The sequence below is a fragment of the Paenibacillus sp. PastM-3 genome, assembly GCF_029893965.1.
GTDB lineage: Bacteria > Bacillota > Bacilli > Paenibacillales > Paenibacillaceae > Paenibacillus_AQ.
In genome coordinates this window covers 34,722-47,780 of sequence record NZ_JARXXP010000005.1, presented here as the reverse complement: position 1 = coordinate 47,780, position 13,059 = coordinate 34,722, and the positions used below count along the sequence as shown (strand labels likewise).

General features: G+C 51.0%; 12 protein-coding genes. 11 read left to right on the top strand and 1 reads right to left on the bottom strand.

The genetic code is table 11. The features are described from left to right. Positions 1-44: 44 nt before the first annotated feature. From M2108_RS10510 to M2108_RS10470, 9 genes are all read left to right on the top strand, one after another. Complete coding sequence (locus M2108_RS10510; RefSeq protein WP_277469313.1) at positions 45-1,334, top strand: competence/damage-inducible protein A; 1,290 nt, start codon at positions 45-47, stop codon at positions 1,332-1,334. 285 nt (positions 1,335-1,619) lie between these two features. Then, positions 1,620-2,684 (top strand): recombinase RecA, encoded by a 1,065-nt coding sequence (recA, locus tag M2108_RS10505; RefSeq protein ID WP_277469312.1) that lies wholly within the window; start codon positions 1,620-1,622, stop codon positions 2,682-2,684. Between the two features lie 162 nt (positions 2,685-2,846). Continuing rightward, complete coding sequence (locus tag M2108_RS10500) at positions 2,847-3,581, top strand: regulatory protein RecX (RefSeq protein ID WP_277469311.1); 735 nt, start codon at positions 2,847-2,849, stop codon at positions 3,579-3,581. Positions 3,582-3,900: 319 nt separating this feature from the next. After that, positions 3,901-5,442 (top strand): ribonuclease Y, encoded by a 1,542-nt coding sequence (gene rny, locus M2108_RS10495; RefSeq protein ID WP_277469310.1) that lies wholly within the window; start codon positions 3,901-3,903, stop codon positions 5,440-5,442. A 97-nt stretch (positions 5,443-5,539) separates the two neighbouring features. Next, a complete protein-coding gene (locus M2108_RS10490; RefSeq protein WP_277469505.1) occupies positions 5,540-6,334 on the top strand; it encodes a TIGR00282 family metallophosphoesterase in 795 nt (264 codons plus the stop codon). A 200-nt stretch (positions 6,335-6,534) separates the two neighbouring features. Next, positions 6,535-6,795, top strand: a complete 261-nt coding sequence (locus tag M2108_RS10485) for a stage V sporulation protein S (RefSeq protein WP_068723905.1) — start codon at positions 6,535-6,537, stop codon at positions 6,793-6,795. A gap of 186 nt (positions 6,796-6,981) precedes the next feature. Then, the gene (locus M2108_RS10480) at positions 6,982-7,944 is read left to right on the top strand and encodes a dipeptidase (RefSeq protein ID WP_277469504.1); all 963 of its coding nucleotides are present in this window, start codon (positions 6,982-6,984) and stop codon (positions 7,942-7,944) included. 168 nt (positions 7,945-8,112) lie between these two features. Next, the gene (gene pduL, locus M2108_RS10475) at positions 8,113-8,685 is read left to right on the top strand and encodes a phosphate propanoyltransferase (RefSeq protein WP_090713538.1); all 573 of its coding nucleotides are present in this window, start codon (positions 8,113-8,115) and stop codon (positions 8,683-8,685) included. Between the two features lie 218 nt (positions 8,686-8,903). Continuing rightward, complete coding sequence (locus M2108_RS10470; RefSeq protein ID WP_277469309.1) at positions 8,904-10,493, top strand: DEAD/DEAH box helicase; 1,590 nt, start codon at positions 8,904-8,906, stop codon at positions 10,491-10,493. A gap of 313 nt (positions 10,494-10,806) precedes the next feature. Here M2108_RS10470 and dapA read toward each other — a convergent pair whose 3' ends face one another. Next, a complete protein-coding gene (gene dapA, locus M2108_RS10465) occupies positions 10,807-11,682 on the bottom strand; it encodes a 4-hydroxy-tetrahydrodipicolinate synthase (RefSeq protein ID WP_277469308.1) in 876 nt (291 codons plus the stop codon). A gap of 183 nt (positions 11,683-11,865) precedes the next feature. Between dapA and M2108_RS10460 the strand changes: the two genes are divergently transcribed. After that, a complete protein-coding gene (locus M2108_RS10460) occupies positions 11,866-12,762 on the top strand; it encodes a LysR family transcriptional regulator (RefSeq protein WP_277469307.1) in 897 nt (298 codons plus the stop codon). Next, the gene (locus tag M2108_RS10455; RefSeq protein ID WP_277469306.1) at positions 12,759-13,001 is read left to right on the top strand and encodes a hypothetical protein; all 243 of its coding nucleotides are present in this window, start codon (positions 12,759-12,761) and stop codon (positions 12,999-13,001) included. Before M2108_RS10460 ends, M2108_RS10455 begins: the two co-directional genes overlap by 4 nt. The last annotated feature ends 58 nt before the right edge of the window (positions 13,002-13,059 follow it).

The following is a 13,059-nucleotide window of genomic DNA, read 5'->3' as shown; positions in this document are numbered from 1 at the left end:
CCTTAACAAGTCACCACATTATCATCAGGAGGAGAACGCCAGCTATGAAAGCAGAAATTATTGCCGTCGGCACAGAGCTATTGCTTGGGCAAATCGTTAACAGCAACGGCCAGTTTTTATCAGTTGAGCTGGCCGCGATGGGGATTGATGTTTATTTTCAGACTGTAGTCGGGGACAATAAGAGCCGGATCCAGGAGGCGATTGAAATTGCCCGGAGCCGGGCGGATATTATTCTGTTCACCGGCGGCATCGGTCCGACGGAAGATGATCTTACCAAGGATGCGCTGGCAGCAGCGCTTGGACGTTCACTTCATATAGACCAGCTTGCGATGGATCATGTCCAGAGATTCTTCGATGAACGTAAAATAGTTATGACCGAGAATAACCGCAAGCAGGCCGTTATTATTGAGGGAACTACACCGCTTCCGAATGAAATCGGCCTCGCCGTCGGCCTTGCTTTTGCCCATGAGAGTAAATATTACATTGTGCTTCCCGGACCTCCGCGTGAGATGAAGCCGATGTTTACGGACAAAGTCAAGCCCTGGCTGCTGCAGCATGCCCTCACTACAGAAATGCCGATCTACTCCAAGATGCTCAAGTTCGCGGGTATCGGTGAATCGCTGCTGGAGGACAAGCTGATAGATCTGATCCGCAACCAGACCGATCCTACCATCGCCCCCTATGCCAAGGAAGGTGAGGTGACGGTCCGGATTTCCACCAAAGCGCCTTCTGAACGGGAAGCGATGCTGAAGCTGGATGTGCTGGAGGAGCAGATCAAGGCAATCCTGCCGGAGAATATGTATGCCAATATCGATGTGCCGCTGGAGCAGCTGCTGGTGGACTGGATGGCGGATGCCGGTCTGACGCTCAGCGCAGCCGAGAGCTGCACCGGCGGATTGTTAATGGAGAGCATCACGAACATTCCGGGCAGCGCGTCCATGTTCAAGGGCGGTATTGTCTGCTACTCCAACGAAATTAAGAAAAAGCTGCTGAACGTGCCTGCCTCTTATCTGGAAGGTCCTGATGCCGTTGGAGCTGTCAGCCGCGAGGTTGCTGAGGTGCTGGCGGAGCAGGTCAGAATGCTGGGAGACACCGACTTCGGACTATCGGTTACCGGGGTAGCAGGACCGGGATACTCGGAGCGCAAGCCGGTCGGGCTGGTATACGTCGGCCTGGCCGAACGCGGTCACAAGACAGAGGTCTTTGAGCTTAACCTCAAAGGAACACGCGAGAACATCCGGCTGCGCTCTGTCAAAGCGCTGCTGTACCGTCTGTGGCGCAGGCTGGAGGAACGCAAGGTGGAGACACCGCTTGAAGGATCAGCCTTGCAATAGTTCCGCAGGGCGGTATATAATTGTAAATACGGAAGAACCGTGGCATAGTGAACCTTTTGCTGCGGTTTTTTGTTTTTGTGGCTGCAGTTAGCCTGTAATTGTGAGTCTGCTACACCGGCTGGTTAATGACTATGTATGGTACATTCATCAGGAAAGGGGGCTTACAATAAAAGGGTATCTTTCGCCTGCGGTCAAAAAAAACGAATGTATGTTCGAAAAAAAGCTTGGCAAGACCTCTAAAACACGGTATTATATTACTATAAACAAGTGAAGGAAGTGGTCTGATTGTCAGATCGTCGTGCTGCGCTGGATATGGCGCTTCGTCAAATAGAAAAACAATTTGGTAAAGGTTCGATCATGAAATTGGGTGAATCCAATCACATGAAAGTGGAAGTTGTACCAAGCGGAGCCTTGGCACTTGATATTGCCTTGGGTATTGGCGGACTTCCAAAAGGACGTATTATAGAAGTATATGGACCGGAATCTTCCGGTAAAACAACGGTTGCCCTGCATGCTATCGCTGAAGTACAGAAGCTTGGCGGACAAGCTGCCTTCATCGATGCGGAACATGCGCTCGACCCTAAATATGCCAACGCGCTTGGCGTCAACATTGATGAACTTCTGCTGTCCCAGCCGGATACAGGAGAACAGGCGCTGGAGATCGCTGAGGCACTTGTGCGCAGCGGTGCGGTAGACATTATTGTCGTTGACTCCGTGGCGGCACTGGTGCCTAAGGCGGAGATTGAAGGCGATATGGGGGATTCCCACGTTGGTCTTCAGGCCCGTCTGATGTCCCAGGCTCTGCGGAAGCTGTCCGGTGCGATCAACAAATCCAACACGATCGCCATCTTCATCAACCAGCTGCGTGAGAAGATCGGCGTTATGTTCGGTAATCCCGAAACGACTCCGGGCGGCCGGGCATTGAAGTTCTACTCCTCGGTACGTCTTGATGTACGCCGTGTAGAGAGCATCAAGATGGGCAATGATGTAGTCGGTAACCGTACCAAGATCAAAGTCGTGAAGAACAAGGTAGCTCCTCCCTTCAAACAGGCAGATGTTGATATCATGTACGGTGAAGGCATCTCGAGGGAAGGAAGCCTTGTCGATATCGGAACGGAAATGGACATTGTCAACAAGAGCGGAGCCTGGTATTCCTATGAAGGCGAACGCCTTGGCCAGGGACGTGAGAATGCCAAGCAGTTCCTCAAGGAGCATCCGGAAATTGCCTTGCTGATTGAGAACAAGATCCGTGAAGCAAGCAACCTGACCACCATTGTTGCTGCCCCTTCGGAAGCTGAGGCTGCAGCTGAGAAAGAGGAAGAAGAAAACCTGCTGCTTGAAATTGAATAATACGTTTAATTAATATTGAGCGCCCTGTGTAAGATTGCAGCAGGGCGCTTATTTATTGATAGTTGAGTGCTCCGCAAAGTACCTGAGTCAGCATCCATGTATAAGCCGCGCTTTGTGGGAGGATCACATTTTATATCGTTAGAGTGAGAGGTGAACGAACCTATGGTAATTCAACTTAATCCTGAGCCGGAAGATCAGGAGGTGCAGGCACTGGCGGATTTTCCGGACGGTGAACTGCTGGAAATAACTAAGGTAGAGCGTCAGAAGAAGTCGGACCACCGCTATATTATACATTTCGGTGCCTATAACATGACTGTGCATGAGGATGTCATGATTAAATACCGGATGATCTCCGGGAATTCATTCATCAAGGAAGACCTTGAGGAGATCGTAGTGGCAGATGAGCGCCAGCGGGCCTATGTCGAGGGATTGAGATACCTGGAGCGCAAGCCGCGGACGGCCCAGGAAATGGCCCGCCGTTTAAGGGAGAAAGAAATAGGAGAGACTATAATTGCAGAAGTGCTGCAGCGTCTGCAGCAGGAACGTTTCATTGATGATCCCCTGTATGCGAAGCAGTGGGCAGAACAGCGGATAACGAACCAGCGTAAGGGCAAGCTGTGGATCCGCCAGGAGCTGCGGGAGAAGGGAATCGACAAATCGCTGATCGCGGAAGCGCTGGACAATATTTCGCCTGAAGAAGAACTGGAGAGCGCACTGCAGACCGGGCGCAAGAAGTGGAACATGATCCGCGGGGATATGAACGACAAGCGCAGAAAGACCGGTGCCTTCCTGATGCGGCGCGGTTACCCGGGTGAAGTGGTCCGGCAGGTATTGAATACTCTGCGTGAGGAAGAGAACACGGAAGGCTATGATGACGAGTTTTACGAGTTTGAGTGAACCGCTTGACATTCTCTTGACTTTAATGGCGTTATCGACTCTCTTGACAATGTCTTTTTATAAATAATAAAATATAACATGAATCGGCATAAACTAAGAATCCTTTTTCCTTCCCAAAAAGCAGACTCTTAGGTAGCCGGTTCGCGTACAACTCATATGAAATGTAATCGCCGGATAAGGCGGGCAGTGTGCATGTGCAGCATGTGCAGTATGGCAATCGGTGTATTACCGGTTTTTTGTATGGTGATGAACGGATAGTTTAACAACTGCACAATTCCCAAGGCAAGTTCCTTGGAGGAACCAACGAGGAGGTGAACAGATGCATCCTGCAATCTGGGTCATAATCGTTCTCGTTGTAGCTGCAATATTCTTTGGATTCGGTTATTTTATTCGTAAATCCCTTGCAGAAGCTAAGATTCAAAGCGCAGAGAAAGAAGCACTCGTCATCGTGGAGAACGCGAAGAAAGACGCTGAGGCGCTGAAGAAGGAAACGGTACTCGAAGCTAAGGATGAAGTACACAGAATCCGTACTGAAGCTGAGAAAGAAACTCGTGAACGCCGGAATGAAATCCAACGGCAAGAGAGACGTTTGCTGCAAAAGGAAGAATCACTGGATAAAAAAATGGAATCGCTTGAACGAAAAGAAGAACAAGTAGCTAACAAAGAGAAACGAATTGACGAAACACAACAGCAAATTGATGTTATTTACAAGAATCAGGTTACCGAGCTGGAGCGTATCTCCAACCTGAGCATCGATGATGCCAGAAGTATCATTCTGAGCAATGTGGAGCAGGAAGTTCGCCATGAAACCGCGCAGATGATCAAGGAAATTGAACAGCAGGCCAAAGAGGAAGCGGACAAGAAAGCCCGCGAAATCATTACACTGGCTATCCAGCGCTGTGCAGCTGATCACGTTGCCGAGACAACGGTATCTGTGGTAACTCTGCCGAATGAAGAGATGAAGGGCCGGATTATCGGCCGTGAAGGCCGTAATATCCGGGCATTGGAAACTCTTACAGGTATTGATCTCATTATCGATGATACGCCGGAAGCTGTTATTCTGTCGGGGTTTGATCCGATCCGCCGCGAAGTGGCCCGTACGGCACTTGAGAAGCTGGTTGCCGATGGACGTATCCATCCGGCACGGATTGAGGAAATGGTTGAGAAATCCCGCAAAGAAGTGGATGAGCGGATCCGCGAGTACGGTGAACAGGCCACCTTCGAGGTTGGCGTTCATGGTCTGCATCCGGATCTGATCAAGATCCTGGGTCGTCTGAAATTCCGTACGAGCTATGGTCAGAATGTACTCAAGCACTCCATGGAGGTTGCTTATTTGACTGGACTTATGGCCGGTGAGCTTGGGGAAGACATCGTGCTTGCTAAACGTGCAGGGCTGCTCCATGATATCGGCAAAGCGCTGGATCATGAAGTGGAAGGCTCGCACGTTGAAATTGGCGTTGAGCTTGCGAAGAAATATAAGGAACATCCGGTGGTTATCAATAGTATCGCGTCCCACCACGGAGACTGCGAAGCTACTTCGGTTATTGCTATGCTGGTCGGAGCAGCTGACGCCTTGTCAGCAGCACGTCCTGGCGCACGCCGTGAGACACTGGAGACCTACATCAAACGTCTGGAGAAGCTGGAAGAGATCTCCGAGAGCTTCGAAGGCGTCGAGAAGTCTTATGCAATTCAAGCGGGCCGCGAGGTTCGCGTGATGGTGCAGCCTGAGAAGATCGACGATGCGGAAAGCTTCCGTCTGGCACGCGACATTACGAAGATGATCGAGAGTGAGCTGGATTATCCGGGTCATATCAAGGTTACCGTTATCCGCGAGACACGGGCTGTGGAATACGCAAAATAAGCAAGGAAATTGGCCCCCCCTGCGGGGCCTTTTTTCTTTCCCGCGAAACAAAGAAAAAAAGGTTAGTCAGAGCAGTTAATGTTAGGAGGAGAATGACATCAAAGTTTTATTTATAGGAGATATTGTAGGCAATACCGGCAGAAAGGCTCTGCGGGAAATGCTGCCGACATTAAAGAGCAAATACCAGCCGCATATTATCATCGTTAACGGTGAAAATGCAGCCGCTGGCAGAGGAATTACCTCAGCAATAGCCAATGAATTTTTTAATTGGGGTGTACACGGTATTACATTGGGTAATCATACTTGGGACAATAAGGATATTTTTGAATTTATAGACGATGAGGCGCGGATGATCCGACCGGCCAACTTTCCGCCGGGAACCCCGGGCAGAGGGTATACGGTGGTTAAAGGCAACGGCAAACAGCTGGCGATTGTCAATCTGCAGGGACGCACCTTTTTGCCGGCGATTGATGACCCGTTCCGGGTAGGGGAAGAAATTGTGGAAGAGCTGCGCCGTACCCACAAATGCATTCTCGTTGATTTTCATGCCGAAGCGACTTCGGAGAAGATTGCCATGGGTTATTTTATGGACGGCATGGCATCTATTGTAGTCGGCACCCACACGCATGTGCAAAGCAACGATGATGTCATTCTTCCAGGCGGAACCGCTTATCTGACCGATGCGGGCATGGTTGGTTCAAGGGAAGGGATTTTGGGTATGGAAAAGGATGCGGTCCTTTATAAATTCACTACCCAGCTCCCGTCGAGGTTTGTGGTAGACGAAGGTAAATGGCAGTTGAACGGGTTATTCGCGGAGATTGACGAGGCTACAGGTAAAGCGACACGTCTGGAGAAGATTCGTTTGCGTGAAGATGAGTGGGTTATGAGCTAGGCCTGGATATCATGTAGTAGGACATTCGGGAAAAATCACCGTTTTTGGATAAAGTATGATCTTTTTTATATCGAAAAAGAGTATCTTTTGTACCATTTTCTCCAGCGTAGTCCGCAAAAAGAAGGAATTATTTCTTCTCCCGCGAATAACATCTACAGTAGTGGAAGAACACCATCATTTTCCCAGGGGAGGTACTTACTATGGATGTATTAAAAGTATCAGCTAAATCCAATCCGAATTCCGTTGCCGGTGCATTAGCAGGTGTTCTTCGTGAACGTGGATCGGCCGAGCTGCAAGCTATTGGAGCAGGAGCACTGAACCAGGCAGTCAAAGCAGTTGCCATCGCCCGGGGATTTGTCGCGCCAAGCGGTGTTGATCTGGTCTGCATTCCAGCTTTTACGGATATCGTAATTGACGGGGAGGACCGGACGGCGATTAAACTCATTGTGGAACCCAGATAATTTATGAACTTTTTCTGATGGACCTGTTTACTTAGGTAAACAGGTTTTTTGCTGTTCCGGGAAAAGGGGAGGGTTGAAGGCATATGCTGATTATATAGGCGGCTGAAGGCTGTAATTGTAAAGGCTGGGAAACCTGCAGCATGTGAACGGCGGTCTAATGTGTATAGCAGAGAAAGCGGGGATGACATGGGGACAGCGGCAAAATTTAAGGTTGCGGATTTTCATTGTGATGCACTGAGCAAGCTGCAGGCGGAACCGGACATACATTTTAATAACGATCATCGGCTGGATGTGACAGCGGAGCGGCTGGCGGCGGGTAATGTGGGACTGCAGGTTTTTGCGGTCTATTTGTCCGGGACTCTGGGAAAACCCGGGTTTGAAAGGATACTCGGTCAGCTTGAGCTGTTCCGCAAACGGGTTATCACCGGGGAGGGCCTGCGGTGGCTTCGCTGGAAAGAAGAGGCGGTTATAACGCCTGCCCCGGAACAGGCCTGGGCGATGCTTTCGCTTGAGGGTGCCGACGGCCTGGAAGGGAATTTATTTTATGCAGAGCTGCTGTTTGAGCTTGGTGTGCGATTTCTTGGGATCACCTGGAATTATGCGAATTGGGCGGCGGATGGGGTACTGGAGTCAAGAAACGGCGGATTTACGGAAAAAGGCAGGCAGCTCATCGAATGGTGCAATACCAGCGGAATGCTGCTGGATGTGTCCCATCTCTCTCCGGCCGGGTTCTGGGAGCTGGCTGAGCGCAGTACACGCCCCTTTATTGCGTCCCATTCCAATGCGGCTACTGTGTGTAACCATCCCCGCAATTTGAGTGACGAACAGATTAAAGCGCTGGCAGCCATGGATGGACGGATCGGGCTGACCTTTGTTCCCTGGTTTGTCCGTAATGGGGGCGGGGCCAAGGCAGATGATCTTCTGAAGCATATCGAGCATGTCTGCAGTCTGGGCGGATCGCGGCAACTGATGTTCGGGTCGGATTTCGACGGTATTGATGCCTGGATTGAAGGACTGGAGCATCCCGGAAAATATACGGATCTGGCCGATCTGCTGCTGAAGCATTATCCCGAGGATGAGGTGAAAGGCTGGCTGCATGGCAATGCCATGCGTTTTTTGAACACACATCTGCCTTCACGGGTTTATTAATAAAATGGCGAAAAGGTGACCATGACGGAGGAAATGAGATGAATTGTCGGAGAAATGTCGAAAAATCCATGCTTAATGTGAGCCTGACCTTTTTATTTTTGGGTAAGAAGTTGTATAATGTTCAGTGGCTTGTACAGATACTAGAGAAAATACAAGGAGTGACTTACAATGAGCAAGACTGTACCCGTAGGTGTGTCGGCCCGGCATATTCACCTTACGCAGGAGCACGTGGAAGCATTGTTTGGCCCAGGTTATCAATTGACTGAGTTCAAACCGCTCTCCCAACCAGGACAATTCGCAGCAAACGAGCAAGTAGCCGTTATCGGCAGCAAAGGCAAATTCGACAAAGTTAGAATTCTCGGACCTGCCCGTCCGGCATCACAGCTCGAAATTTCCCGCACCGACTCTTTCAGCCTCGGTGTGAAAGCCCCTGTCCGCGAATCCGGACATATTGAGGGAACACCAGGCATTACTCTTAAAGGACCAGCCGGTGAGGTTGAACTGGAGACTGGCGTAATCATTGCAGCCCGTCACATTCACTTCCACACTTCCGAAGCGGAAGCTTGGGGGATTGCTGACAAGCAATTGCTCAAAGTTCGCCTTGGCGGTGAACGCGGCCTGGTACTGGAAAACGTGATTGCACGTGTATCCGACAGCTTTAAGCTCGATATGCACATCGATACCGACGAAGCGAATGCTGCAGGTGCCAACAATGGCGACACTGCTGAAATCGTAGATTAGTTTTATTTTTTATAGCAGAGAAGGGCGGGGGAATGTTCCTCCGCTCTTTTTTGTGTAATGAAGGCATGTTTTAGATTACGGGGTTATTTTATATGAAGATTTATGGTATCATTATGTGTTATGACTTAGCTCTGCGAACTGTGGAAACGTACGGGTAAGCGTAATCCCGCCAGTCCGGGTAAATTGACAATACATGTTTTGAAAATAAGGAGACAACTATGACTTTTAATGATTTGGGTCTGAGCCCGGCAATTCTAAAGGCGCTGGACCTTGCAAACTATACATCACCTACACCTATTCAGAGAGAAGCAATCCCCGCAGCATTGACCGGGAGAGATGTGCTGGGCTGTGCGCAGACCGGTACGGGGAAGACGGCAGCTTTTTCGCTGCCTATTATTCAGCTGCTTAGCAAGCAGAATGCGAACCGGAGCGGCAAACGCCCGATCCGTTCTCTGATTCTTACCCCTACCCGTGAGCTGGCGCTGCAGATTTATGAGAATATTCAGGTCTACAGCAAGTTCACTGGTATCCGTTCTACTGCGGTTGTCGGCGGTGTCTCACAAAGATCGCAGGAGCGTGCTCTGGCTCTGGGTGCGGATATCCTGATTGCTACTCCAGGCCGCTTGATCGACCTGATTGCCCAGAAGCATGCTGACCTGCAACAGGTGCAGCTGCTCGTCCTGGATGAAGCAGACCGGATGCTGGATATGGGCTTCATTCATGATGTGAAGCGGATTATTGCCAAGATGCCGGCTAAAAAACAGACCCTGTTCTTCTCCGCAACGATGCCGCAGGAGATTTCACAGCTGATCAAGACGCTGCTGGTGAATCCGGTCAAGATTGAAATTACCCCGGTTTCTTCGACAGTGGACAGAATTCAGCAATCCGTCTACCTGCTGGAAAATGGCTGTAAGCAGAAGCAGCTGAACCGTCTGCTGGAGGATAAGTCAATTGTATCTGCGCTTGTGTTTACCCGTACGAAACGCGGGGCGGACCGGGTTGCGCGCGATTTGGGCAAAGTCAATATTGCTGCCCAGGCGATTCACGGCAACAAATCGCAGAATGAACGGCAAAATGCGCTGCGTAATTTCAAAACCGGAGTAACCCGGGTACTCGTAGCTACTGATATTGCTGCCCGCGGTATTGATATCGACGAGCTGTCGCATGTCATCAACTTCAACCTGCCGAATATTCCGGAAACGTATGTGCACCGGATTGGCCGCACTGGCCGTGCCGGGATGAGCGGCATCGCCATTTCCCTGTGCGAAGCAGATGAGCTTCCGTACCTGAAGGATATCCAGAAGCTGATCGGCAAGACCATCCCGGAAGTAAAGGATCATCCGTATCCGATGATCAAGATCAATCCGGCGCTGGCGGCGGAGGTAGCTAATGCAAGTAAGACTGTTGCTTCAGCCAAAGCAGGCAACCAGCCAAAAGCCAAAGCCAATCCGGCACGCAAGCCGAAGGAAGAATGGTTCACTCAGGGCAACCGCCCGCGCAAAGGCTCTGAAGGCGGCAGGGTAGAGTGGCCTGACCGCAAGGATGGCAGATCTGGAGGCAGCGTTAAGGACAATGCAGGCGAAACACGGACTGGCGGAGCTGGTAGAGAGCAGGCTAACGGAGCGCGGACTGGTAGTGCCGGCAAAGGGCAGGCTGGCGGAGCACGTGCTGCGGGGGCTGGCAAGGCGCAGGCTGGCGGAGCAAGGACTCCTGTAGCTGATAGAGCACAGGCTAACGGAGCGGGCAGATCTGCTGGTAACCGGCCTGGCGGAAATGGACGGAATAGTTCAGGAGCTGCGCGAGGCTAATAGGGGGCGTCAGGAACGAGCATAGTTTAAAAAAAGCGGCGTCCTGGGAGGGAGATTGAGCGGGGTTAATGCGAAGATCTTCTTTCCGGAAGCTGCCCGGAAATGGTATTATAAAGAACCGTCGGCAGCAAACATACGTTGCAGTGTTGGTCTGCTGTAGTCAGCGCAAGCCGCTGCAAATGAATGCGGGCTGACTAAATCGACGAAGCCAGCAAAAGAACAAACACAAAAACCCGTATTGCACACTCCCGGCAGAGAGTACAATACGGGTTTTTGCGTCTACCGCGTCCATCCGGTATAATCCGGGCAAGGGCTAGCCGGCGAGATGTGCGCCCAGCTCCTCACGGAGTGCGTCGCTGATTGAAGTCATCGGCAGGCGGAGGGTATCCGAGGAAATCTCGCCTTTGGCGCTGAGCAGCCACTTGATCGGTGCAGGATTGGATTCCTTGAACAGCAGCTTCATCAGCGGTACCAGCCGGTCATACTCGGCTCTGGCAGCTTCTACCTGCCCGGCTCTGTACTGTTCGTAGATATCCAAGAATCTAGCCGTATGCACATTGGCGGAAGCAAGCATGCCACCGGCGGCACCGTAGCCCAGCATGTCGAAGAAGGAAAGGTCGTCGCCGCAGAGAACAGGCTTCGAGCCGTGACGCGACAGCTCGGATACGAGCAGCGGTGAGCCGGAGCAGTCCTTAAGGCCGACAACGTTGTCCATCTCCAGAATCGTGCGGGCGGTATCTACCGTCATTCCGACTCCGGCACGGCCGGGGATATCATAGGCGATGATCGGAATACCAACCTCAGCTGCTTTGCGGAAGTGTGCGATGATCCCCTGTTGGGAGGGGCGGCTGTAATAGGGAACAACAACGAGTGCAGCATCAACACCGGCATTGGCGGCTAGCTCCGTACGTTTGACTGTAGACATCGTGTCATTGGTGCCCGTACCGATTACGAGCGGAATATCACTGCCTTGCAGCAGCTGTTTAGAGGCATCAATTAACAATTGTAATTCTTGTATACTGACTGTCGGCGATTCTCCAGTGGTTCCATTTACGACCAGACCATGAATGTTGTTCTTGATAATGCCTTGCACATACCGCTGATACGAAGCCAGATCAATCTCGCCGGCTGCATCGAACGGTGTTACCACGGGAACATAGATTCCATAAATCTGCTCTTCAGTTAACATGAATATCGTCCTCCAAATTTGTATAACCGTTTATTATACTGTAGCATGGAATAATTCATCGGTGTTAGCTATAATAAATGATATGGGGCATCAATAATATTGATGTTATATTTGCTGAACTTGAGCAGGGCAGCGGGTCTGATCTGCTGATACACTCCTGTTCACGTTGTGAAGGGAGATAGTGTGGATTTAACATATATGAGAACCTTCCGCGAAGTGGCGAAGCGCCAGAGCTTTACCAGAGCGGCAGAGGAGCTGGGATATGCCCAGTCAAGCGTAACGATGCAGATTCAGAAGATTGAAAAAGAATACGGAGTAACTCTGATGGAGCGCCACGGCCGGATTTTGCGTCTGACCCCGCCTGGAGAAGAGCTGCTGAAGCTGTTCGTGGAGATTCTTGACCTGTATGACAGGTCGAAAGAAACCATTGCCCAGCAAATCGGGGGAACGCTGACCATCGGGACGATAGACTCGCTGGCCGCATTCTATCTTCCGCCTTTTCTGCAGCAGCTGCGGACAACGTTTCCCGGACTGAATATTCATCTGCAGACCGAGCAGGAAGCGAATCTCGTGTCCAAAATCAGGGACGGCGAGGTGGACCTCGGGCTGATGCTGGACCGCTGTACAGCCGATTCCACACTGGAGCGGACGATCATCCGGGATGAGCCGCTGGTGCTTGTCGCTCCTGCCGGACATCCGCTGGCCAAGCTCACTCAGGTAACGCTGCAGGATTTGAATAACTGTGAGCTGATTGTCTCCGAGGAAAGCTGCATTTACCGCAGCATGTTTGAGAATCTGCTCCGCGAGCATGGCATCGTGTTCCGGATCGGCTTTGAGCTGTCCAATCTGGAGGCGATCAAACGCTGCGTGCGCAACGGCCTGGGCATCGCCCTGCTGCCAAGAATTGTCGCTGAGGAAGAGATTGAGCGGGGGAATCTGGCCGAGCTGCCGTTCGTCCATCCGGAGATTCATTTTGACCTGCAGCTGCTCATCCATCCGAAGAAGTGGAAATCGCTGCCGCTGCAATCACTGATTCAGATGCTGCTGACCGATGCTGAGGATAAGAAGGCTGCGGTATGAAGCGGGTACGGTTGGAGGACACAATGAACATTATCGAGCTTCCTGTTGAAGTTATGTATGAAGGACAGCAATATTACATTTATCCCAGCATGATTGTATCTGACAATGGCACAGAGCTGCTGGTAGCTAATCCACAGTACTGCCTCGACCTGCCGCAGGCGGAGAAATTCCTGGAGCTGCTGAAGAATCTCGCGGCGAAGCATTATTACTGCTATGATGGCGGAACGTTACATATATAAGAGGCTCATTTAGCACTGATATGCAGCAAGATATTGACATCAAAAACGACAATATGGT

Bases quoted from the DNA above. Each gene is read 5' to 3' on its own strand.
- M2108_RS10500 (WP_277469311.1), top strand. From the start codon at position 2,847: ATGGTAATTCAACTTAATCCTGAGCCGGAAGATCAGGAGGTGCAGGCA.
- M2108_RS10455 (WP_277469306.1), top strand. From the start codon at position 12,759: ATGAAGCGGGTACGGTTGGAGGACACAATGAACATTATCGAGCTTCCT.
- pduL (WP_090713538.1), top strand. From the start codon at position 8,113: ATGAGCAAGACTGTACCCGTAGGTGTGTCGGCCCGGCATATTCACCTT.
- M2108_RS10480 (WP_277469504.1), top strand. From the start codon at position 6,982: ATGGGGACAGCGGCAAAATTTAAGGTTGCGGATTTTCATTGTGATGCA.
- dapA (WP_277469308.1), bottom strand. From the start codon at position 11,682: ATGTTAACTGAAGAGCAGATTTATGGAATCTATGTTCCCGTGGTAACA.
- M2108_RS10485 (WP_068723905.1), top strand. From the start codon at position 6,535: ATGGATGTATTAAAAGTATCAGCTAAATCCAATCCGAATTCCGTTGCC.
- M2108_RS10510 (WP_277469313.1), top strand. From the start codon at position 45: ATGAAAGCAGAAATTATTGCCGTCGGCACAGAGCTATTGCTTGGGCAA.
- M2108_RS10470 (WP_277469309.1), top strand. From the start codon at position 8,904: ATGACTTTTAATGATTTGGGTCTGAGCCCGGCAATTCTAAAGGCGCTG.
- rny (WP_277469310.1), top strand. From the start codon at position 3,901: ATGCATCCTGCAATCTGGGTCATAATCGTTCTCGTTGTAGCTGCAATA.